This is a genomic window from Microvirga rosea (genome assembly GCF_020595095.1).
GTDB lineage: Bacteria > Pseudomonadota > Alphaproteobacteria > Rhizobiales > Beijerinckiaceae > Microvirga > Microvirga rosea.
The window spans coordinates 405,509-428,061 of record NZ_JAJDOP010000003.1 but is presented as its reverse complement, the minus strand read 5'-3'; the positions used below and the strand labels follow the sequence as shown (position 1 = coordinate 428,061).

The window sequence follows — 22,553 nt, the reverse complement described above, 5'->3', positions numbered from 1 at the left end:
AAGCGGCCCTGAGGCCGCTTTTTGTTGGGCTCTCATGCTCGCGTCAGGCTGCGTCCAGAGCGTTGTTGAGGTCGTCGATCAGGTCGTCCTTGTCCTCGAGGCCGATGGACAGGCGGACGACTTCGGGTCCAGCGCCGGCTTGGACTTTTTGATCATCCGTCAGCTGGCGGTGCGTCGTTGAGGCCGGATGGATTACAAGGGAGCGGGTATCGCCGATGTTCGCCAGGTGCGAAAAGAGCTTGAGGTTGGAGACCAGCTTCACGCCGGCCTCGTAGCCGCCACTGAGCCCGAACGTGAACACAGCTCCCGCGCCCTTGGGGCAGTACTGCTTGGCGAGGTTGTGATAGCGGTCAGAGCGCAAGCCGGGATAGCTCACCCACGACACCTTGTCGTGCGAGGCGAGATGCTCCGCAACCGCAAGGGCGTTGTCGGAATGACGCTGCATCCGCAGGGGCAGGGTTTCGATCCCGTTGAGAATCAGGAAGGCGTTGAAAGGCGACAGGGCCGGGCCGAGATCGCGCAGCCCGAGGACGCGGCAGGCGATGGCAAACCCGAAGTTCCCGAAAGTCTCGCCCAGCACCATGCCGCCATATTCCGGCCGGGGCTTCGAAAGCGCGGGATAGCGGTCGTCGCCGGCGAAGTTAAACGACCCTCCGTCGACAATCAGGCCGCCGATGGAATTGCCATGGCCGCCGAGGAACTTGGTGGCCGAATGAACGATGATGTCGGCGCCATGTTCGAACGGGCGGATCAGGTAGGGTGAGGCCATCGTGTTGTCGACGATGAACGGGATCCTGTGCTTCTTGGCAATCGCCGCGATGGCCTTGAGGTCGACAATCACGCCACCGGGATTGGCGATGGATTCCACGAAGATCGCCTTGGTCTTGGGCGTGATGGCGGCCTCGAAGGTGGCAGGATCGTCCGGATCGGCCCAGACGACGTTCCAGCCGAAATTCTTGTAGGCGTGGTTGAACTGATTGATCGAGCCGCCATAGAGCTTCTTGGCGGCAACGAATTCATCTCCGGGCTGCAGGAGGGTGTGGAAGACCAGGAATTCGGCCGCGTGGCCGGACGCGACGGCAAGGGCTGCGGTGCCTCCCTCAAGAGCGGCGACCCGTTCCTCCAACACGGCGCAGGTCGGGTTGCCGATGCGGGAATAGATGTTCCCGAACGCCTGGAGCCCGAAAAGCGAGGCGGCATGATCCACGTCGTCGAATACGAAGGACGTGGTCTGATAGATCGGCGTCGCCCTGGCGCCGGTCGCCGCGTCCGGAGCGGCTCCCGCGTGAATGGCGAGCGTGTCGAAACCTGGCAGGCGATCTGTCATGAGGCAGCCTTCTTCCTTAAGGACAACAATTCGTTCTATTTAAAGAACGTACTGTTCGTCGGGTCAAGAAGGCATCGTTCGTCGTCCAAGGGTTCTACGATCGCCGATCCGACCTATCGCGGCCGGTTGAGACTCAGCTTCTGAAATCCCTTTCCGGCAAGAACGGGTTTCTTGGCGCTCAGCATCCGCGAGTTGACCCCCTGCCAGGAAATTTCGCCGGAAAGCCGTCCGAACTCGATCTTCGGGCAGCGATCCATCACCACCTTGACGCCTTTGGCCTCCGCGCGCGCCGCTGCTTCGTCGTTTCGGACGGACAGCTGCATCCAGATGACTTTCGGGAGCGGCTCGAGGGTCAGCGCCTCGTCCGTGATAGGCCCGGCCGCTTCCGAATTACGGAATATCTCGACCATGTCGATCGGATGCGGCACGTCGGCGAGGGACGCATAGACCGGTTTGCCGAGAAGTTCGCCGCCCGCGAGACCCGGATTGATCGGGATGACGTCGTAGCCGCGCTCGATCAGATATTTCATGACGATCCAGCTCGGGCGTGCCGGATTGGACGATGCTCCGACGAGTGCGATCGTTTTCACGCTTTGCAGAATGCCGCGGATATAATCGTTTGTGTAATTGCCGTGATCCATGAAGGGACCGTATGGGAGAGGACGGGACAGTTCAATGAGCATCTTGTGTTGTCAGCATCTCATCAACCCGTCATGACCCGCGAAGAGCTGAGCGCCTTCCTCGATCAGGAATTCCCGCAGATCCATCATGGCGGTCGAACGTACCACGTGGAGGCGGTTGGGCCCCTGTGGGCCCGTTTGCGGATGGACTATCACGAGCGGCATATCCGGCCGGGCGGGACGCTCTCGGGGCCCTCCATGATGGGACTTGCCGACCTTGCCCTCTACGCCGCGATCCTTGCCCAGATCGGCCCCGTCGCGCTGGCGGTCACGACGAGCCTCAACTTCAATTTCCTGCGCAAGCCCGATCAGCGAGCATTGATCGCCGATTGCCGGCTGCTCAAGCTCGGCAAACGGCTTGCCGTAGGGGAAGTGAGCATGGTCTCCGAAGGCAGCACCGACGTCGTTTGTCATGCCACCGGGACCTATTCGATCCCCCTGCGTCCGTGAGCAGGGGTGAGTAACGGCGACCGGGCCCCGGGGGACCCGATCCTCAGGATCGGGCCGGGGCGAGGGCGTCGTCGATCTCCCGCGCCCGGATTGCCGCCGGGCGGTTTGCGATGCGCTGCCAATAGTGCTCGAAAGCCGGGCGCTTCTCCAAAGTCCCGAACATCATTCCCCAGCCGATCTGCGAGCCCACATAGACGTCGGCGGCGCTGAAGCGGTTTCCGGCGATGTACTCGGATTGCGACACCGCATATTCCAGCGCCGTCAGCACATCCTCGACGGAGCCGTAGCCCACCATGCGGCGGCGGTCCGGCGGCACCTCGACGCCGAGCATCTGGTTGCTCAGGGCAGCCTCCAAGGGGGCGGCGGCAAAGAACATCCAGCGATAATACGGGCCGCGGAGCGGATCTCCCGGAGGCGGGGCCAGCTGCGTCTCGGGGAATGCATCGGCCAGATAGGCACAGATGGCTGCCGCCTCCGTCACCACGGTCTTCCCGTGCCGAACGGCCGGGACCTTGCCCATGGGATTGATCGCCAGATATTCCGCCGCCTTCATGGTCGTGCCGAATTCCAGAACTTCCGTCCGATAGGGACGGCCGACCTCCTCCAGCATCCAACGGGCGATACGCCCACGCGACATGGGATTCGTGTAAAAAACGAGTTCTTCGCTCATGAAAAGATGCCTCTTCCGGAGATCGTCGCAAACCTATAGCAAAGCTTCGGAATGGACCATCGAAAGATCCGGCCGGCATGCGGTATTTTAATACCGTCGATGTGGTATTTTAAGACCACATACATAAAAACCCTTGCGGGAGAAGGGGTTTCGCCATTCTGGTGACGCGCGTTTTTGATTGACATGGGGCGTCGAAATGCTTAATCAGCCCCCACTTGCCGCCGCATCTCGCGGCGGCTGTCGTTTTTCAGAACCTGAGCCGATCATGGCTCCAACGGGAAACAGCGCAATGAAGATTACGACTTCGCTGAAGCCCGCCGAGGTCGAGAAGAAGTGGGTTGTGATCGACGCGCAGGGCCTCGTTGTGGGCCGTCTCGCGACGATCGTGGCAATGCGCCTGCGCGGTAAGCATAAGCCGAGCTACACACCCCACGTCGACTGCGGCGACAACGTCATCGTCATCAACGCCGACAAGGTGGTGTTCACCGGCCGCAAGCGCGAGCAGAAGGTGTACTATCACCACACCGGCTATCCGGGCGGTATCAAGGAGCGCACCGCGCGCTTCATTCTCGAAGGCCGCTTCCCTGAGCGCGTCGTCGAGAAGGCCGTGGAGCGCATGCTCCCCCGCGGCCCGCTTTTCCGCCAGATCATGGGCAACCTGCGCGTCTACGGTGGCGCTGAGCATCCTCATACCGCTCAGCAGCCGGAAGTCCTGGACGTTGCTGCCCTCAATGCCAAGAACGTGAGGGCCTAATCCATGGCGACCCTTCAGTCTCTCGCCGATCTGGGCACGAACACCCAGAACGCAGCTCCGGAAGCCCCGAAGCACGTCCAGAAGATCGACGCACACGGCCGCGCCTATGCCACCGGCAAGCGCAAGGACGCCGTTGCCCGCGTTTGGATCAAGCCCGGCTCCGGCAAGATCACCATCAATGACCGCGCGGTTGAAGTGTACTTCGCCCGTCCGGTTCTGCGCATGATCCTCGCTCAGCCGCTCCAGGTTGCGAACCGCGACGGTCAGTACGACATCGTCGTGAATGTCAACGGCGGTGGCCTTTCCGGCCAGGCCGGCGCTGTCCGCCACGGCCTCGCCAAGGCGCTGACCCACTATGAGCCGGAGCTTCGCGGCCCGCTCAAGAAGGAAGGCTTCCTGACCCGCGACGCCCGCGTCGTCGAGCGTAAGAAGTACGGCAAGGCCAAGGCCCGCCGCAGCTTCCAGTTCTCGAAGCGCTAAGCGTTTCACACAAGCTATCGGTTACGAAAGGGCGGCTCCGGCCGCCCTTTCGCTTTTAAGCTTCGGACTGAAATGCTCGGTGCAGAATCTACCGAGTTCCAGCTCGGCAGCTTGCATGACAAGGACACTCCATTTACATCATGAAAGGTTATAGCATTGATTAATATGGGGATTACATGGCCGCTGTTGCCTATACCATTACGCCTGATCCTACGAGCTCGATCAGCACGATAGGTGATGACAGCTCGGCTCTTACGATGAACGGCAGCGACTCGCTTGTTGTGCAGCCCAACGCCCATCTTCGCACTGACGGGTACCGATCTTTCGCGGTTTACATCTCGACTTCTCCAACCGATGCAACGCCTACGAAACTAACCATCGATGGTGAAGTGAAGGGAGCTAAAGATGCTGCCATTGTTTCGCGAGATATGTCTGACATCACAATCGGCACAGCCGGGCGTGTCGTTTCATTCGGAAATACGAGTAGCGGAATGTATTCGGCCGTTAACTTGGCCGGCGAAAGTAAGATTACCAATGAAGGCTATATTAGCAGCGCCGGAACGCACAAGGCTATAGGTTTCTGGCTTGCTAAGCCGGACAATAAGCTTGAACTAATCAATACTGGGACGATCGAGAAAATCTCTGCCGATGACGATATCGTAATTGCAGGAGACAGCAACGCAGACATCGTGACCAATAGCGGTACGATAACGGGAGCAATTGGCTTCTATTCCGGTAATGATATCTATCACGGTGAGTCGGGTACGATCTCGGGGACAATTTTTTTAGGCACTGGGAATGACACTGCGTATGGCGGGGCGGGCACGGAGGTCATTTATGCCCATGCTGGAGATGATTTGATCGATGGCGGCGGTGGGGTGGACACTATCTGCTTCAGTGATGTCGCTACTGTAGATCTTCGTATTACAGGCCCTCAGATGATCGGAGTTTCCGAGGGGAAAGATACAATCCTCAACATCGAAAACGTCAGAGGCAGTGACGAAAGCGATATTATTACAGGCAATGATGGTGCCAATGTCCTTGAGGGGGCAGGCGGCTCCGACAGGCTGAGCGGAGCCGGTGACAACGATACGCTGTGGGGCGGTGCGGGCGACGATACTCTCGACGGCGGCGAAGGAGCCAACAAGGCTGGTTTCTCCGGCGCGAAGGCATCCTACACAATCATCAAAAATGCCGATGGCAGCGTAACGGTCACCGATAACCGCTCGGGCCATGACGGTATCGATGTGTTGAAGAACATCCGTTATGCGCAATTCGACGATACAACGGTCGATTTGAATGTCATCGGCAATGTGCCGCCGGCTTCGGAGCCAAAGTCGCTTCTATTAATCGGCACGGCAGGCCGGGACGCCCTGATGGGCGAGGCCGGCAACGACATCATCAAGGGTCTGGCTGGGATCGATACGCTGAAGGGCGAGGCCGGCAACGACAAGATCTATGGCGGCCTGGGCAACGATCTGCTCACCGGCGGCGCCAACCAGGACATCTTCGTGTTCGACACCAAGCTCGGCCGCACGAATGCCGCCAACAAAAAGGTCAACCTGGACAAGATCACCGACTTCTCGGTCAAGGACGACACGATCCATCTGGCCAAGGGCGTGTTCTCCAAGATCGCCAAGAAGGGCTATCTGGCCAAGGGTGCCTTTTTCAGCGGGACCAAGGCGCATGACGCGGATGACCGGGTGATCCACAACAAGAAGACCGGGGCGTTGTTGTATGATGCCGACGGCACCGGCGCCAAGGAGGCGATCCAGTTCGCCACCCTCGCCAGAAACCTCAAGATCACCGAAAAAGACTTCTACGTGATCTAGGGCCTCCGCCGTTCGGTGAGAGTTCGAGAAAATGAAGCGGACGCAGCCTTCCGGGAGGCTGCGTCCGAACTGTTTTAAAGGCAGTGGATACAAGGAGAGCGAGGAGGTCTTTGGAGGTGCTGACCCAGAAGAGGAGGCTCTCCTGACGGGCTGGTTTCCCATACAATTTCTGTTGACTTGTCCTGATTTCGACAGCATCTATTCTGCATGATCAATCGGACGAACATCCGCCGACGTTTTGTGAACGCTCCCGCTGCGCGAGCGCGATGACGGCTGTTCCAGTCTGATCGCAAGCCGCGCGAAATGCGCGGCTTTTTTGTTTTCTCTTCCCAAACATATCTTATATCAGCGGCCTGACGGCAGAACGGACCCTGTGATGACCACGATGACCACGACAGCTCCTGCGGATGTCCGGACCAAGACCATTTTCATCGACGGGGAGGCGGGTACCACCGGCCTCGGCATCCGGGACCGCCTCAAGGAGGTTCCGGGCATCGCCCTGCGGAGCATTGATCCCGAGCGGCGGAAGGAACCGGCCGCGAAGCGGGAGATCCTGAGCGAAGTCGATCTCGTGGTCCTGTGCCTGCACGACGATGCGGCCCGTGAGACCGTCGCCCTCGTGGACGGGCTTTCCGGTCACAAGCCGAAGATCATCGACGCAAGCACCGCCCATCGGGTGAGCCCTGGCTGGGTTTATGGATTTGCCGAGCTCGTGCCGTCACAGCGGGAGGCGATCATCGCTGCCGACCGGGTCGCCAATCCGGGTTGTTACCCCACCGGAGCCATCGCGCTTATCCGGCCGCTGGTCGACGCCGGTCTGATTCCGGCCGATTATCCGATCAGCGTCAACGCGGTCAGCGGCTATAGCGGCGGCGGACGGTCGATGATCGAAGCCTATGAAGCTGGCACGGCACCGGCCTTCGAACTCTATGGCCTCGGCTTCGAGCACAAGCACGTACCCGAACTCCAGAAGTATACCGGCCTGACCCGGCGGCCGATCTTCATCCCCTCCGTAGGGAATTTTCGGCAGGGAATGCTGGTGAGCGTTCCGCTCCACCTGGATACGCTGCCTGGGAAACCCAAGGCGGAGGATCTCGAGGCGGTTCTGACACGCTGGTATGCCGGCAGCTCCGTCGTATCGGTCCTCCCGTCCCAAGGAGAGGGAAAGCGCCTCGAACGGATCGAGCCCGAGGCGCTGAACGACACGAACAAGATGGAACTGCGCGTGTTTCAACATGCCGCCTACGGCCACGCGGTCCTGGTGGCGCGCCTCGACAACCTCGGTAAAGGAGCGTCGGGCGCGGCCGTTCAGAACATCCGGCTGATGCTCGGCCTAGACTGAGGCTGAGCGCTCGCGAACGGGGCGGCTGGTATCCGCCGGCCGCTCCTCGAAGGAGATGACGCGCTGGCGCTGCTGGCCGAGTCCTTCGATTCCCAGCTCGACAACATCGCCGCTCTTCAGGAAGCGCTGAGGCTTCATGCCCATGCCGACACCGGGCGGTGTACCCGTGGTGATGACGTCGCCCGGCTCCAGGATCATGAAGTGCGAAACGTACGACACGATCTGCGGGAGGTTGAAGATCATCGTTTTCGTCGAACCCGTCTGCATGCGCTCACCGTTGACGTCGAGCCACATGCCGAGGTTGTGCGGATCTGCGATTTCGTCCCGGGTGACGAGCCATGGCCCGAGGGGGCCAAACGTCGGGCAGCCCTTACCCTTGGTCCAGGTACCGCCTCGCTCGATCTGGAATTCGCGTTCGGACACGTCGTTGCAGACACAATAGCCCGCGACGTAGTCCATGGCCTCGTTGGCGCCGACGTAAGAAGCGCGCTGCCCGATCACGACGGCAAGTTCCACTTCCCAGTCGGTCTTTTGCGATCCGCGGGGAATCATGACGTCGTCGTTGGGGCCGACGATGCAGGAAGGGGCCTTGTTGAAGATGATGGGTTCCGCCGGAATCGCCGCGCCCGTCTCGGCCGCATGGTCCGCATAGTTCAGCCCGATGGCGATGAAGTTGCCGACCTTGCCGACGCAGGGTCCTAGGCGCTGTCCGGAAGGAACTGCGGGGAGGGTCTTGGGATCCAGGTTCCTGATCCGGTTCAGGCTGTCCGCGCCGAGCGTCCTGCCGTTCAGATCCGGAATGATGGATGAAAGATCGCGGATCGCACCCCCGGCATCGACCAATCCCGGCTTCTCGTGACCCGGCTCACCAAAACGCACCAGCTTCATTGGCATTTCCTCATTATCGCGACGAGGCTTCATATGGTCCGATTTTGAAACCGCATGCAATCTGCTTCCGCCGTCATGGGAATGTTGCCGTTTTGTCACGCGCTGCCAGGAAACGGCGCCTCAGCCTGTATTCCTCCGGTCGCAATCGTATTCGAAAAAGGTTGCGCCTATACGTTTGTTTACATCTAAACCATGTCTTCTTCTTGAGTTCCCTTTGGTATTCAAAAGTATTATCGTAAGTATATAGTTTAATAACTTTGAGTATTGCGGTGAAGCTGAGCGCTTTGTAGGAACTCGTTAACCGATTGCGGCAGAATTAAAGCATTGGCAAGATGTGATTCAACGCGGGAGGATTCTCCCGCACAGCAACAATAAAACTTAAAGGGCGGGAAATTTCATGCGCTTCAATCGATTCTTGATCCTGGGTGCCGTGTCGTTCGCGGCTCTCGTTTCCGCCCAAGGCGGTGCACAAGCGGGCGCGTTCGCGCTGCGCGAGCAGAGCGCGACGGGTCAGGGCGAGTCCTTTGCCGGTGTCGCGGCCGGTTCCGCCGGCGTTTCGTCCATGTTCTGGAACCCGGCGACGATCACGATGGCGCCCGGCTGGCAAAGCGAGTTCCATGCCACGGCGATCATTCCGGAATCCAAGATTTCGCCGATTTATACAGTTCCTGCCGGTCTTGCCGCACTCGGCCCCTCGGGAGACATCGGCCTCGACGCCATGGTTCCGGCCAGCTATACCAGCTATCAGGTCAACGATCGCCTGTGGATCGGCTTTCACAACGGCGCTCCCTACGGTCTCGTGACGAAGCCGAACCCGGTTTGGGCCGGTCAGATCTACGCCCGGACGACGTCGGTGTTCTCCTATGAGGCGATGCCCACCGTCGGCTATAAGGTGAATGACTGGCTGTCGGTCGGTGCCGGTCTGCGCGCCCAGTATTTCAAGGTCCGCTATTTCTCGGCGACGTCGGCGTCCCCGTTCGCCCCATCGGCCGGTCTCGAGGGCGACAGCTGGGGCTTCGGCTACGCTCTCGGCGCCACGCTCACCCCGTTCGCCGGCACATCGATCGGTATCGGCTTCCGTTCGTCCGTCGAGCAGAAGCTTGAAGGAAACTTCCAGTATTTCGGCGTTCCGATCAAAGCGAACCTGGTCTTGCCCGAATCCGTCTCGGTAGGCTTGAGCCAGCGCATTACGGACGCGTTCACCCTCAATGCGACGGCTGAATGGACGAACTGGAGCCGGCTCGGATTCCCGCGCGTCACCAATGCGCTCACCGGCGGTCTCCTGGCTCAGGCGCCATATCTCCCGTTGGACTACAAGGACGGCTGGTTCTTCTCGGTCGGTGGCGAATATCGGATCAATCCGGCCTGGACCGTCCGCGCCGGCCTCGGTTACGAGATCTCCCCGATCGAGCTGGAGACCCGCAGCCCCCGTCTGCCCGACACGGACCGTGTGTGGCTCTCCGTGGGCACCACCTACAACTGGAGCGACCAGCTCTCCTTCGATCTGGCCTACACCCACATCTTCTCCGTCGGAAACACGGACATCAACCTGGCACCCGGCAACCCGACCTTCGCAACGCGTGGCGCGGTGCTCGCGGCCAATGTCGACTCGAAGGTCGATATCATCTCGGCGGGCGTCAAATATCGCTGGGACAACCCGGCGAAGGCCATTCCGGCTCCTATCGTCCGCAAGTACTGACCGGGACGCGCATCCACACGGAAAGACCGGCTTCGTGCCGGTCTTTTCATATGTGGAAGCCGCTTCGGAGCCCTCGGCTAGGATTTGGCGAGCACGTAGGTGCCGGGAGCGTCGCAAAGGGGCTGGAGCTTGCCGCCGCCCGGCTCACGCGCAGGCACCCGGCGCGGGGCCTGCTTCTCGATCCAGGAGAACCAGTGCGGCCACCAGGTGCCCGTGGTCTCGTTCGCCTTCGCAATCCACGCCTCGAGCTCTCCTTCGACGGGACCGCCGGTCCAATACTGATACTTCGGCTTTCCGACCGGGTTGACGACTCCGGCTATATGACCTGACCCGGCGAGGACAAATTCGACAGGCCCGCCGAAGCTTTTCGAGCCCAGAAAGACCGAGCGGGCCGGGGCGATATGGTCTTCCTTCGTGGCGAGGTTGAAGATCGGGACCTTCACCTTCTTCAGGTCGAGCGTGACGCCTCCCAGCTCCATTTCTCCCTTGGTGAGCCTGTTATCGAGATAGCAGTTGCGAAGGTAGAAGGCATGGTTCGCCGCCGGCATGCGGGTGGAATCCGAGTTCCAGTAGAGGAGGTCGAACGGGAAGGGCGCTTGCCCCTTCATGTAATTGTTGACCACATAGGACCAGATCAGGTCGTTCGGGCGCAGCATGTTGAAGGCGTTCGCCATGTGTGAGCCTTCGAGATAACCCCGGCGCTTCATGCTGGCTTCCAGGGCGCTGACCCGATCCTTGTCGACGAAAACCTTGAGGTCTCCGGCGTAGGTGAAATCGACCTGCGCCGTAAAGAAGGTCGCGCTGTCGATCCGCTTGTCCTTCTTGGCGGCCATGTAGGCCATCGTCGCGGCGAGCAGGGTGCCGCCGACGCAATATCCGATTGCCGTGACCTTCTTCTCACCGGTCGAGGCCTCGATCGCGTCGAGCGCCGCGAAAATGCCCTCGCGCATATAACTCTCGAAGTCCTTGTCCGCATGCTCGGGTCCCGGATTCACCCAGGAAATGCAGAAGACCGTAAGCCCCTGCGACACCGCCCAGCGGATAAAGCTCTTCTCGGGGTTGAGGTCGAGAATGTAGAACTTGTTGATCCAAGGCGGCACGATGAGAAGCGGGCGCTTCAGCACCTTGTCCGTCGACGGGGCGTATTGGATCAACTCCATGAGGTCGTTGCGAAAAATGACCTTTCCGGGCGTCGTGGCCATGTTGACGCCCACCTTGAAGCGGGTCGGGTCCGATTGCCGGATCTTGAGTTCGCCCCCTCCGGCCTCGATGTCCTCCGCCAGCATTTCCATGCCGCGTACGAGATTGGCGCCGTTCTTCTGGAGCGTTTCACGGAGGAGTTCGGGGTTGGTGAGCAGAAAATTGGAGGGCGAAAGCGCGCTCGAGAGCTGCCTGAGATAGAACTGGGCCTTGTGGCGGGTGTGATCGTCCACGCCTTCCGCCTGATCGACGAGGTCCTCGGCCCAGCGGGACGTGATGAGATAAGCCTGTTTGAGAAAGTCGAAAATCGGATTGTCCGACCACTCCGGGTCTTTGAACCGATTGTCCTTCGCCTCCGGCTCCGCCACGGGAACGGCGGTTTCCCCGTTCGCCCGCTTGAGCGTGGAGGACCAAAGATCCAGGAACTGCGATCCCAAACGGCTCTGGGCCTCGAAGGCCCTTTGGGGATCGGTCATCCAGGACTCGGCGATATGACCGAACGAGCGCACGGCTTCGGCAGCTTCCTCGGCAAAGCCCGAGCGGCTCTGCCCTTCGGCGATCGGTTTGAGATATGCCGCCGTCGCCTTGCCGGCTCCTTCCAGCAGGAGGGTCAGGTTCCGGGAAAGCTCTTCGAAATCGGGGGACGAGGGGGGCGATTTGTCAGCCGAAGGCGCTTTGTCCATAAGGGCGTTCTCCCGTCGGTCCTCGCTGCCATTGCTCATAGCCCGCGTTTCCGACATTTTAGCGGTTCGAGCATCATAAAGCCTAGAGTCATCCCGTTGTTCTCGGAATTAAGAATGAATCTCGCATCTGCCACGACCCATCGCGCCATTTTCGCAGGCTGCGCCTTCCTCGCCGCGGCCCTGTCGGCAGGCTGTAGCGGCAATCCGACCGGCGAATTCGTCGAATCCAGTGGCCTGGGCCCCAAAATGGCGCCGCGTCCGGATTTCATCGCTGCGACACGGCCGCAAAATCTCGACTACATTCCTATCGGCACGCCGCAGGAGGGCCGTCCGACACCAGCCAAAAGCCTTGAGCAGGTCAAGGCGGCAGAGGCGGAACTCGATGCCGTGCGGGCGCAGAATCAGTCCCGTGGAGAGGCCGCCGCGCAGCTTGGAGGCACCCCGGCGCCCGAAACTCTGACGACGCCCGCGCCTGCGGCAAGCCCCGCGACATCGACAAAGAAGAAAAAGACGCCGTAACCGGCTAACGAATGAACTTCCTGCCCGAGGATCAAGCCATGTCCGATTTCTATCGCATCAAGCGTCTTCCGCCGTACGTTTTCGAGCAGGTCAACCGCATTAAAGCCGCCGCCCGTGCCAACGGAGCCGATATCATCGATCTAGGGATGGGAAATCCCGACTTGCCCGCGCCTCAGCACGTCATCGACAAGCTGGTGGAGACCGTCGGGAAGCCTCGCACCGACCGTTACTCGGCATCCAAGGGCATCAATGGCCTTCGCCGCGCCCAGGCCGCCTATTACGAGAGGCGCTTCGGGGTGAAGCTCAATCCCGACACCCAGGTCGTCGCGACCCTTGGCTCCAAAGAGGGCTTCGCCAATATGGCCCAGGCGATCACCGAGCCCGGCGACGTGGTCCTGGTGCCCAATCCCAGCTATCCGATCCATGCGTTCGGCTTTCTCATGGCCGGAGGCGTCATCCGCTCGGTTCCGGCGGAGCCGACACCCGCTTTCTTTCCGGCTGCGGAGCGGGCGGTGATGCACTCCATCCCCAAGCCTGTCGCACTGGTCGTCTGCTATCCTTCCAATCCGACCGCCTATGTGGCGTCCCTCGATTTCTACCGGGATCTCGTGGCGTTCGCGAAGAAACACGATCTCATCCTGTTGTCGGATCTTGCCTATTCGGAAGTGTATTTCGACGAGAGCAATCCACCGCCCTCGATCCTGCAGGTGCCCGGCGCGATCGACGTCGCGGTCGAGTTCACGTCCATGTCCAAGACCTTCTCGATGGCCGGATGGCGTATCGGGTTCGCTGTCGGCAACGAACGTCTCCTGGCGGCCTTGGCTCGGGTCAAGTCCTACCTCGATTACGGCGCGTTCACGCCCGTCCAGGTGGCCGCGACGGCGGCATTGAACGGTCCCGACGATTGCATTCGCGAGATGCGTGCCACCTACAGGCGCCGCCGCGATGTGATGATCGATGCTTTCGAAAAGGCCGGCTGGCCCATCCCGACTCCGACGGCCTCCATGTTCGCCTGGGTCCAGATCCCGGAAAAATTCCGCTCCCTGGGGAGCCTCGAATTTTCGAAGCTCCTCGTTGAAAAGGCGGACGTGGCGGTGGCGCCGGGCATCGGCTTTGGCGAGCATGGCGACGATTATGTGCGTATCGCGCTCGTCGAGAACGAGCAGCGCATCCGTCAGGCTGCCCGTAACATCCGCCGCTTTTTCGACACGGCGGACAATACGCTCCACAACGTTGTTCCGTTGACGAAGGCCGGATAAGCCTTCCGCCTGCAAGGGTGTTGGCCGACCTCATCCATCCATGGACATGCAACCGTGGCAGTCGTAAAGAGCAGCGCGACTTTCACAAAGGAGCTGCTGTTCGTGACACGTCCTTTTCGGGTCGGTATCGCCGGCCTAGGCACAGTTGGCGCATCGGTCATCCGCATTCTTGCCCGCCAGAGCGAAATCATGGCCCGGCGGGCCGGCCGGCCGGTCGAGGTAACCGCCATCTCCGCGCGCGACCGGTCCAAGGACCGGGGCTTCGATCTGTCGGACTTCGACTGGTTTGACGATCCGGCGGAGCTTGCCCGCTCGGCCGACGTGGATTGCGTGGTCGAGCTTGTCGGCGGAGCGGATGGCACGGCCCTGAAGACGGTCGAGACGGCGCTCACGCATGGAAAAAGCGTCGTGACCGCCAACAAGGCGCTGCTGGCGAAGCATGGCCTTTCGCTCGCGCGGATCGCGGAGCAGAAAGGCGTCGCGCTGGCGTTCGAAGCATCGGTCGCCGGAGGCATTCCGGTCATCAAGACCTTGCGCGAAGGACTGCCCGGCAACCGGGTCTCGCGGCTCTACGGCATCCTCAACGGGACCTGCAACTACATTCTCTCCCGCATGGAGCTGGAAGGCCTGACCTTCTCGGAGTGCCTCAAGGATGCCCAGCGTCTCGGCTATGCGGAGGCGGATCCCACCTTCGACGTGGAAGGTTTCGACACGGCTCACAAGCTCGCGATCCTCACGAGCCTCGCTTTCGGGACGGAAATTGATGCCGATGCGATCTATGTGGAGGGTATTTCGTCCATCGCGCCTCTTGACCTCGCCATGGCGAACGAGCTCGGTTTCCGGATAAAGCTCCTGGGCGTGGCCGAACGGACGGATACCGGCATCGAGCAGCGAGTTCATCCCACCATGGTGCCGAAAACCTCCGCCATCGCGCAGGTGATGGGCGTCACGAACGCGCTGACCATCGACGCCGATGCGGTCAAGGAACTGACGCTGATCGGTCCCGGGGCCGGCGGCGATGCAACCGCTTCCGCCGTGGTGGCGGATGTTGCGGACGTGGCGCTCGGCAAGGTGGATATGCCCTTCGGCCTGCCGGCAGACCGGCTGGAGAAGGCGCCACGCGCTCCCATGCAGCGGCATGAGGGCGGGTACTATATCCGGCTGACGGTCCATGACCGTCCGGGCGTCGCGGCAGGTGTGGCCACCCGCATGGCAGAGGCCGATATCTCCCTCGAGAGCATTCTCCAGAAACGCTCGGAGACCGCCGCCACGAAGGATCCCCACGGTCGCTCCGGGGCACCTGTTCCCCTGGTGCTCATCACCTACGCGGCCACCGAGGCGTCCATCAGGTCGGCAGTTGAAAAGATCTCGGGGGATGGTCTTATTGCCGAGCCGCCCCAAGTGATCCGCATCGAACGCGAATAGCTCCCCGGCGAAGCCCTCTTCGCCACCTCATTCAAAGGAGACGACACGTCCATGTCGCAGGGCATTACCGTCCAACCGGGCCAACTCATCGAACGCATCTTGACCCTGGAACTCGTCCGCGTGACGGAGCGTGCCGCCGTAGCCTCGGCCCGGCTGCGCGGGCGTGGCAACGAGAAAGCCGCCGACCAGGCTGCCGTGGATGCCATGCGCCGCGAGCTGAACCGCCTTCCCATCGATGGGACCGTCGTGATCGGCGAAGGCGAGCGTGACGAGGCGCCGATGCTGTTCATCGGCGAGAAGGTCGGCAACCGCAACGGCCCTAAGGTCGACATCGCCGTCGATCCGCTTGAGGGAACGACCTTGTGCGCCAAGGACATGCCGGGCTCCATCGCCGTGATGGCGATGGCGGAATCCGGGACGCTTCTGGCGGCTCCCGACGTCTACATGCACAAGATCGCCGTCGGCCCGGGTTATCCGACCGGGGTCGTGGATCTCGATGCCTCGCCGGAGGAAAACATCCATAACCTGGCAAAGGCGAAGGGCGTAAAGCCCAATGAAATCAACGCGCTGGTCCTTGACCGGCCGCGCCACGCGGACCTGATCGCCGCAATCCGCAAGACGGGTGCTGGGATTCGCCTGATCAGCGACGGTGACGTCGCTGGCGTCATCTTCACCACCAAGCCGGACGAGACCGGGATCGATATCTATCTCGGCATTGGCGCTGCTCCCGAAGGCGTGCTGGCGGCCGGAGCCCTCCGGTGCATCGGCGGCCAGATGCAGAGCCGCCTCATCCTCGACACGGAAGAGAAGCGGGCTCGGGCGCTCCAGATGGGCGTCACCGACCCGAACCGGAAATACGACATGACGGATCTTGCCCGCGGCGACGTGATCGTCGCGGCGACCGGCGTGACCGATGGCGCCCTGTTGAAGGGCGTCGGCTTCGGCAAGGACGTGATCACGACCGAGACCGTGGTCTATCGCTCCGCCACCGGAACCGTGCGCCGCATCTACGGCGAGCATCGCGAACTGTCGAAGTTCCATCTCGACTAAGCGGCAAGACCTCCCGCCCGGCTCGAACCGGGCGGGACAGCCGCTGGCGAGGACGGGTGAGGGGGATATCGTGGCGGATCAGAACACAGGCAAAATCGACATTCGGCCGTTCCAGACCGGTGACCGACACGGCTGGGATCCGCTCTGGCAGGGTTACCTGACATTTTATCAGGCGACGCTCCCCCCTGAAACCACGGAGCTGACCTGGAAAAGGCTCCTCGATCCCAGTGAACCGATGCACGGGCTGGCGGCCGTTCTAGACGGCGAGGTCATCGGAATCGTTCATTTCCTTTATCACCGCTCGACCTGGACGCCCGGGAATTACTGTTATCTGCAGGATCTGTTCACGTCCGAAAAGGCCCGCAACAAAGGCGTCGGACGGTCTCTGATCGAGGCTGTCTACAACCGGGCGAAAGCCGACGGCGCGAGCCGGGTGTACTGGCTTACCCACGAGACCAACGAAACGGCTCAGCTTCTCTATGACAAGGTCGCGGCCAAGAGCGGATTTATTCAATACCGGAAGGTATTTTGATCGCATTCGGCGCTAAACTCCGCGCGTGACCGAATCAGCTTTCCTGTCTTCCAGCCGTCCCTTCCTCGGCGTCAGCCGCTCCACCCTCGGCCGAACCTGGGTCGAGCGTTGTGACGCCGCCCAAGGCACGGTCGCTTTGGCGATCGCCCAAACTCATGGGCTCCCGGATGTTTTGGCCCGCGTTCTTGCCGGGCGCGGCATCGGGGTGCACGAGACGGAAGGCTTCCTCAATCCCCGGCTGCGGGATCTGATGCCCGATCCCGATGTCATGACCGACATGGCGCACGCCGCCGAGCGCCTCGCGGACGCCGTGTTGCGCCGGGAAACGGTTGCGATCTTCGGCGATTATGACGTCGACGGCGCCTGCAGTGCGGCGGTCCTCGCCGAGTATCTGCGAGCCTGTGACGTTCCTTATCTCATCCACATCCCGGATCGCATCACAGAAGGCTATGGTCCGAACGTGGATGCCATCCGAGCCCTGAGAGAGCAGGGGGCCGGCCTTCTGGTGACGGTCGATTGCGGTATTTCCAGTCATGAGCCGCTGGCCGAAGCAAAAAGGCTCGGCCTCGATTCGATCGTTCTCGACCACCATCAGGCTCCCGAGCGCCTGCCCGAGGCCCTTGCCCTGGTCAATCCGAACCGGCAGGACGACCTGTCGGGATTGGGCTACCTCTGTGCGGCGGGCGTGGTTTTTCTGGCTGTCGTGGCTCTCAACAGGGTCCTTCGACGCCGCGGGTACTTCCAGGGACGCAAAGAGCCCGATCTGATGAGCAGTCTCGACCTCGTCGCCTTGGCGACGGTGGCCGACGTTGTGCCCTTGACCGGTCTCAACCGTGCTTTTGTCCGCCAGGGCCTCATGATCATGCGCAGCCGAGGCCGGATAGGCCTCGCCGCCCTGCTCGATGCGGCGGGGCTTTCCGGAGCTCCGGAGAGTTGGCATCTGGGCTATCTCGTGGGACCACGGATCAACGCGGGAGGGCGTATCGGCGACGCGGCCCTGGGATCGCGGCTTCTGCTCTCGCAGGATGTGATTCATGCGGGACAGCTCGCGGCGGAGCTCGATCGCCTGAACCGTGAGCGTCAGGCCATCGAGGTGATGGCCGTGGCGGAAGCGGAAGCGCAGGCCATGCTTCTGCTCGACAGAGCGCCGGATCTCCCCGTGATCGTTACCTCGTCACCCGAATGGCATCCGGGGGTCGTCGGACTGATCGCGGCCCGAACCAAGGAGCGGTTCCGCCGTCCGGCCTTTGCATTCACCCTCAATCCCGACGGAACCGCAACCGGTTCCGGACGCTCCGTTCCGGGCGTCGATCTCGGCGCCGCCGTTCGTGCCGCGGTCGAGGCCGGGCTTGCGATCAAGGGTGGCGGCCACGCCATGGCCGCGGGCGTGACGATTCCGGCCGCTGACATTCTCCTCTTCCAGAATTTCATCGGCGAGCGGCTCCTGGAGCCGGTCGGGATGTCGTTGCTACAGGACCATTTCGCCATCGACGCCACGCTCACGGCTGGGGGGGCGCAGACCAGCCTCGTCGCTGCCCTCGAACGCGCGGGCCCCTTCGGATCGGGGCAGCCGGAGCCGGTTTTCGTCTTTCCGCACCACCGAATCGTGGAAGCCCGCGAAGTCGGCAGTGGAGGGCATGTCCGCGTGAGGCTTCGCGGCGGCGACGGTGCGATGATCGGGGGAATCGCATTCAGGGCGGCAGGCCAACCCCTCGGAACGGCCTTGTCTGACGGCATGGGAAACACCGTGCACGTGGCTGGAACCCTGTCCATCGACCGTTGGGGCGGCAACGAAAAGGTCGAGGTGAGAATTATGGACATAGCGAGGCCAGAATAAGCAATCTGGTGCTTGCCGTGTCGGAAGAACCCATCTATATGTCCGCCCACCTCAGGGGCAGCGCCCCACTCAAGCGGCCTTCGTCTATCGGTTAGGACACCAGCCTTTCACGCTGGGAAGAGGGGTTCGATTCCCCTAGGCCGCGCCATTTAAAAATTCCCGCGCAAAACCCGGAACGGTCGTTGGGGCGTTATACGATTCCCCATAAGGTTGATTCCATTGATGGGCAGCCTTCAGGCTCCCTGGCGAGGTGGACTTCGATGCCGCTCTATTTCTTCAATATCCGCGATGGATACGATGTCGACGAGGACGAGGAAGGTGTCGAGCTGCCCGACCTCGACGCAGCTCGGGCCGAAGCGATCGCAACTGTCGAAGAGCTTCGCGACCAACTTACCGATGCGGCCAATATCGAACTCGAGATTACCGACGAGACGGGGCGGCGCCTCCTGACAGTCCCGTTCTCCCGCGGTTCCCATGGGCGTCGCCGGTAGGAAGGCGCCCCACAGGAACGGCTCGGCACCAATCCAATGGGGCCCTTGATCCGTGTTTTGACGGATCCGCCGGAAAAGCGACGCTGGACCTTGCATGTCTTTGGGGCAGATAGCCTAAGCTCCTGACTGCGATCGGTGGATCAGGGTCTGTCTTGTGCCACGCTTCTACTTCAATCTCCGGCGCGCGCATCTTCAGCTTCTCGATAAGAACGGGGAGGATTGCGCGACGTTGGGTGACGCCATCGAGTGCGGAGTCATCGCGATCCTGAATATCATCGCGGAAGAAGGGCGGTTCCGGAATTGGGGGGCCTGGGCGGTCGATATTCAGGACCAAAATCGGCTGCCGGCCATCTCCCTCCCGTTCACGTTGGTTCTGAGAGCGGATCTGCGCAGGAAAGAGTAGGGCAGGATCATCGTCGTGCGATTCCCCGAGCGCTCAAATCCGGAGAAGTCCCGCCTGGACCGCCGCGAAGGTCACCGCCCCGCCGAGAAGCACGAGCAACGGGCTGAGCTTCGGCCGCCACGCCAAAATCAGCGCGGAGACTCCGGCAATTGCCCAGGACAGCAATCCTGCGCCGGCAACCCGGAAAATGGCAAAAACGCCTGCTAGGATGAGACCGGCGCCGATGGGCGCGAGGCCGTTCTCGAGAGCCGTATGCCAGTGCCGCCCGCGATAATGATTCCACATCTTCGACACGCCGTAGCAGAGAAGGGATGACGGGACGAACAGGGCGAGTGTCGCCACGATGGCGCCGCTCCAGCCGGCGACCTTCCACCCCAAAAGGGTCACCAGCATCGAGCCTGGGCCGGGCGCGGCCCTTGCGATCGCGAATAGATCGACGAATTCGCGGGCGGTGACCCAGCGGTAAACCGCGACGGATTGGTGCTGAATCCCTGCAAAGATGCTCGGCCCGCCTCCAATGGAGACGAGGGAGAAGGGCACGAAGACCACCACCAGAGTCCAGAGTGGATTTTCACGCATCGGAGCCCGTCCTCGGCCAAGCAAGGGTGACCGACACGGGTGCGAGGCAGAGCACCACCGGAACCAGGGGCCACTGCAGGAGCCCGACAGTCACGAAGGTTGCGGCCAGGATCCCGAACGACGTGAGGCGGCGGCTCGCCTGATAGGCCCCCTTCACGGCCACGATGAGAAGAAGCCCGATCGCCGCGGCAGCGGCGCCGCTCATCGCGTTCTGGATCCAGGGCATGTCAACGACTCGGTCATAGGCGACCGCAAGGCCGATAACGGCGAAGAACGGACCGGTGAGCAGACCGAGAACGGCACAGAATGCGCCGGCGGGGCCACGAAGCTGCTGCCCGATATAGACGGACAGGTTCGTGACATTCGCTCCCGGGAGGACCTGGCCCAAAGCGAGGCCGGACAGGAAATCGGAATCGCTCATCCAGCCGCGCAGCGTCACCACCTCCCGATAGATCCAGCCCGATAGTCCTCCGCCGAAGCTGAAGAGCCCGATCCTGAAGAACACCAGGAAAATCGCCAGGAGGGGAACGGGAGTGCGGATGGGCTTCATGGGAAGATCCAAGCGCCGATCGGAATGCTCCGCAAGCCTTGCGCTGCATGGCTCGACTCTTGGCCGCGCATGGCATGGAGCGCTAGGCCCTCGCTTCGGTCACGCCGGAGTGTCGGTCGGCTCATGAAAGGCATCGAGCGCTTCGACACGCAGGGCATCCGGCGTTTCGATATAGCGCGCCGAATGATGGAAGACGTTGAGGCGTTTGACTCCCGCCTTACGGGCGAGGCGTCCAGCTTCCGTCGCTGTCAGGTGAAGCGCCGCTTCCGCGAGACGACGATCGCGTTCCGGGAAGACGGCCTCGATAAACAGCTGGTCCACCTGTGCGGCGAGCGAGAGAATCTTCTCCGCGTTTTCTGGCGTCGGGGCCGCGTCCGTCACATAGGCAAGGGACTGTCCCGGACCTGTCAGGAAGATCGAATCCTTCAGCGTTGCCAGCTCCGCGGGACCTTTGCCGGGAATCTGGACCACAGCGTCCTCACGGCCGGCGCGAAGAAGCTGTTTTGCCTCATTGAGCCAAGGACCCTTGGGCAATCGGAGCGTTTCGAGAACACCGCGTCGGACATTGACCCTCCGGGTTTCTCGCAGGCCGAAGGCCAGGGATGGAATTCCATGGTCGAGCGCCGTCGCCTCGATGCGCAGATCGTCGTCGGCATAGACGACACCTGACGGAAGTTCCGGCGGTTGTCCTTCCCAGCGCTCAAAGACGTGCTGGGCGGAAAACACGGCGAAACGGTCAAGGATCAAGCCGTTGAACTCGCCGACATGAACCTGAAAATCGACGGAGCTCTCGTCGATCAGGTTCCAGGTGTATCCCCGAAGTTTATGCTCCACATGATCGATGAAGCCGGGCGGTCCGACGAGATGAAGCGGGCCTGGCCTGTGAAGACACAGGCGCAGAAGACGGTCGAACCCGATGAAGTGATCCACATGCGCGTGAGACACGAACACATGGCTGACGCGCAGCAATTCCCGGGGCGATAAGGAACCGAGATCGCCCAAATCGAACAGCATGGCGCGCCGTCCGAAGCGGAAATCGAGATAAAGGCCCGGATCGTCGAAGGGGCCGTTGACGAGGCGTGGCTGGACCAGCCAGCTCATTCGCGGCGCAGATCCCGCCAGGCGGTGGCGAAAGCCCGCGCATTGCGGCCGATATCCTCGACAGACATAGCTGGAGTATACAGGGCCGAGCCCAGCCCGAATCCGTCGGCACCTGCTTCGACGTAGCCCTTCATCGTCTCGGGCTTGATACCGCCCACCGGCACGACAATGGCATCTTTCGGCAGAACCGCGCGCCACGCTTTCACCACGGGCGGAGGCGCTGCCTCGGCGGGAAAGATCTTGATGGCGTCGGCGCCCGCCTTCAGGGCCGCAAACGCCTCGGTCGGTGTCGCGACGCCCGGAGTGCAGGCCATCCCATGCTGCTTGGCCCGTCGGATCACCTCCAGGTCGGCATGAGGCATGACGATAAGCTTGCCGCCCACGTCGCGGACGCCATCGACCTTTTCCGTGTCGAGAACGGTTCCAGCTCCGACCAGCACCTCGGATGGCATCGCCTTGGCAAGGATCTCGATGCTCCGGAACGGGTCGGGCGAGTTCAACGGCACCTCGATGATCCGAAAGCCTGCCTCGACCAGCGCATGGCCGGTGGCCTCCGCGCTCTCCGGCCGCAGGCCGCGCAGGATCGCGATCAGCGGAAGATCAGTTAGGTAATCCCGAAACAAGGTGGTCCCCTTTTCCTAGCGTCCTGGCGACGTTGGCACGATCCGCCTTCGGCTCCATAGGTGGCGGAGTTCGCACCAGCTTTCAACTCCGGGATCGCGCGAAAGGTCGGGGCTTTGCCCAATCGAGAGCTTGAGATAGAGACCTGCACCTTAAACGCACCCGATAACACGAGCGAAGG

23 protein-coding genes and 1 tRNA gene are annotated in these 22,553 nt (G+C 61.7%); 15 read left to right on the top strand and 9 right to left on the bottom strand.

What is annotated here, in order from left to right; genetic code table 11:
• Positions 1-43 precede the first annotated feature (43 nt).
• Together LJD17_RS09990 and LJD17_RS09985 are read right to left on the bottom strand one after the other, a co-directional pair.
• A complete protein-coding gene (locus LJD17_RS09990) occupies positions 44-1,327 on the bottom strand; it encodes an O-acetylhomoserine aminocarboxypropyltransferase (RefSeq protein ID WP_227384017.1) in 1,284 nt (427 codons plus the stop codon).
• A gap of 113 nt (positions 1,328-1,440) precedes the next feature.
• Positions 1,441-1,968 (bottom strand): CoA-binding protein, encoded by a 528-nt coding sequence (locus LJD17_RS09985; RefSeq protein WP_227384016.1) that lies wholly within the window; start codon positions 1,966-1,968, stop codon positions 1,441-1,443.
• Between the two features lie 72 nt (positions 1,969-2,040).
• Here LJD17_RS09985 and LJD17_RS09980 point away from each other — a divergent pair, with 72 nt between their 5' ends.
• The gene (locus LJD17_RS09980) at positions 2,041-2,457 is read left to right on the top strand and encodes a PaaI family thioesterase (protein WP_227384302.1); all 417 of its coding nucleotides are present in this window, start codon (positions 2,041-2,043) and stop codon (positions 2,455-2,457) included.
• 43 nt (positions 2,458-2,500) lie between these two features.
• On the opposite strand, the gene LJD17_RS09975 is transcribed toward LJD17_RS09980, so the two are convergent.
• Entirely contained in the window at positions 2,501-3,127 is a 627-nt protein-coding gene (locus tag LJD17_RS09975; RefSeq protein ID WP_227384015.1) for a glutathione S-transferase family protein, read from the bottom strand.
• A gap of 289 nt (positions 3,128-3,416) precedes the next feature.
• Between LJD17_RS09975 and rplM the strand changes: the two genes are divergently transcribed.
• The 4 genes from rplM to argC all read left to right on the top strand — a co-directional run bounded on the left by rplM (position 3,417) and on the right by argC (position 7,535).
• A complete protein-coding gene (rplM, locus tag LJD17_RS09970; RefSeq protein WP_227384014.1) occupies positions 3,417-3,881 on the top strand; it encodes a 50S ribosomal protein L13 in 465 nt (154 codons plus the stop codon).
• 3 nt (positions 3,882-3,884) lie between these two features.
• Complete coding sequence (gene rpsI, locus LJD17_RS09965) at positions 3,885-4,361, top strand: 30S ribosomal protein S9 (RefSeq protein ID WP_227384013.1); 477 nt, start codon at positions 3,885-3,887, stop codon at positions 4,359-4,361.
• A gap of 176 nt (positions 4,362-4,537) precedes the next feature.
• On the top strand, positions 4,538-6,193 hold the full coding sequence (locus LJD17_RS09960) for a calcium-binding protein (RefSeq protein WP_227384012.1): 1,656 nt from the start codon (positions 4,538-4,540) through the stop codon (positions 6,191-6,193).
• Between the two features lie 376 nt (positions 6,194-6,569).
• Complete coding sequence (gene argC, locus LJD17_RS09955; RefSeq protein WP_227384011.1) at positions 6,570-7,535, top strand: N-acetyl-gamma-glutamyl-phosphate reductase; 966 nt, start codon at positions 6,570-6,572, stop codon at positions 7,533-7,535.
• On the opposite strand, the gene LJD17_RS09950 is transcribed toward argC, so the two are convergent.
• On the bottom strand, positions 7,527-8,423 hold the full coding sequence (locus LJD17_RS09950) for a fumarylacetoacetate hydrolase family protein (RefSeq protein WP_227384010.1): 897 nt from the start codon (positions 8,421-8,423) through the stop codon (positions 7,527-7,529). The two genes, argC and LJD17_RS09950, sit on opposite strands and share 9 nt — an antisense overlap.
• Positions 8,424-8,820: 397 nt before the next feature.
• Here LJD17_RS09950 and LJD17_RS09945 point away from each other — a divergent pair, with 397 nt between their 5' ends.
• A complete protein-coding gene (locus tag LJD17_RS09945; protein WP_227384009.1) occupies positions 8,821-10,122 on the top strand; it encodes an OmpP1/FadL family transporter in 1,302 nt (433 codons plus the stop codon).
• Between the two features lie 77 nt (positions 10,123-10,199).
• Here the strand turns inward: LJD17_RS09945 and LJD17_RS09940 are convergent, their stop codons facing one another.
• A complete protein-coding gene (locus LJD17_RS09940) occupies positions 10,200-12,005 on the bottom strand; it encodes a PHA/PHB synthase family protein (RefSeq protein WP_227384008.1) in 1,806 nt (601 codons plus the stop codon).
• Positions 12,006-12,119: 114 nt separating this feature from the next.
• On the opposite strand from LJD17_RS09940, the gene LJD17_RS09935 reads away from it, so the two are divergent.
• The 9 genes from LJD17_RS09935 (at position 12,120) to LJD17_RS09895 (ending at position 19,521) form a co-directional block, all read left to right on the top strand.
• Positions 12,120-12,524 carry a hypothetical protein gene (locus LJD17_RS09935; RefSeq protein ID WP_227384007.1) on the top strand — a complete coding sequence of 135 codons (405 nt, stop codon included), beginning with the start codon at positions 12,120-12,122 and terminating at the stop codon, positions 12,522-12,524.
• A gap of 38 nt (positions 12,525-12,562) precedes the next feature.
• Complete coding sequence (locus tag LJD17_RS09930; protein ID WP_227384006.1) at positions 12,563-13,783, top strand: LL-diaminopimelate aminotransferase; 1,221 nt, start codon at positions 12,563-12,565, stop codon at positions 13,781-13,783.
• Positions 13,784-13,885: 102 nt separating this feature from the next.
• Positions 13,886-15,208: a homoserine dehydrogenase gene (locus LJD17_RS09925; protein WP_227384005.1), complete on the top strand. Its 1,323-nt coding sequence runs from the start codon at positions 13,886-13,888 to the stop codon at positions 15,206-15,208.
• A gap of 51 nt (positions 15,209-15,259) precedes the next feature.
• Positions 15,260-16,258, top strand: a complete 999-nt coding sequence (gene glpX, locus LJD17_RS09920; protein ID WP_227384004.1) for a class II fructose-bisphosphatase — start codon at positions 15,260-15,262, stop codon at positions 16,256-16,258.
• Between the two features lie 70 nt (positions 16,259-16,328).
• A complete protein-coding gene (locus tag LJD17_RS09915) occupies positions 16,329-16,790 on the top strand; it encodes a GNAT family N-acetyltransferase (protein ID WP_227384003.1) in 462 nt (153 codons plus the stop codon).
• 25 nt (positions 16,791-16,815) lie between these two features.
• Positions 16,816-18,627: a single-stranded-DNA-specific exonuclease RecJ gene (gene recJ, locus LJD17_RS09910; RefSeq protein WP_227384002.1), complete on the top strand. Its 1,812-nt coding sequence runs from the start codon at positions 16,816-16,818 to the stop codon at positions 18,625-18,627.
• Between the two features lie 73 nt (positions 18,628-18,700).
• Positions 18,701-18,775, top strand: a tRNA-Glu gene (locus LJD17_RS09905).
• A gap of 112 nt (positions 18,776-18,887) precedes the next feature.
• Positions 18,888-19,118, top strand: coding sequence for a DUF6894 family protein (locus tag LJD17_RS09900; RefSeq protein ID WP_227384001.1), 231 nt, complete (start codon positions 18,888-18,890; stop codon positions 19,116-19,118).
• Positions 19,119-19,272: 154 nt separating this feature from the next.
• Positions 19,273-19,521 carry a DUF6894 family protein gene (locus tag LJD17_RS09895; RefSeq protein ID WP_227384000.1) on the top strand — a complete coding sequence of 83 codons (249 nt, stop codon included), beginning with the start codon at positions 19,273-19,275 and terminating at the stop codon, positions 19,519-19,521.
• 33 nt (positions 19,522-19,554) lie between these two features.
• Here the strand turns inward: LJD17_RS09895 and LJD17_RS09890 are convergent, their stop codons facing one another.
• From LJD17_RS09890 to LJD17_RS09875, 4 genes are all read right to left on the bottom strand, one after another.
• Entirely contained in the window at positions 19,555-20,100 is a 546-nt protein-coding gene (locus LJD17_RS09890; protein ID WP_227383999.1) for a chromate transporter, read from the bottom strand.
• A complete protein-coding gene (locus LJD17_RS09885) occupies positions 20,093-20,650 on the bottom strand; it encodes a chromate transporter (protein ID WP_227383998.1) in 558 nt (185 codons plus the stop codon). Before LJD17_RS09885 ends, LJD17_RS09890 begins: the two co-directional genes overlap by 8 nt.
• 99 nt (positions 20,651-20,749) lie before the next feature.
• Positions 20,750-21,751 carry a ribonuclease Z gene (locus LJD17_RS09880; protein WP_227383997.1) on the bottom strand — a complete coding sequence of 334 codons (1,002 nt, stop codon included), beginning with the start codon at positions 21,749-21,751 and terminating at the stop codon, positions 20,750-20,752.
• A complete protein-coding gene (locus tag LJD17_RS09875) occupies positions 21,748-22,374 on the bottom strand; it encodes a 2-dehydro-3-deoxy-6-phosphogalactonate aldolase (RefSeq protein WP_227383996.1) in 627 nt (208 codons plus the stop codon). The genes LJD17_RS09880 and LJD17_RS09875 overlap by 4 nt, the downstream gene beginning before the upstream one ends.
• Positions 22,375-22,553 lie beyond the last annotated feature (179 nt).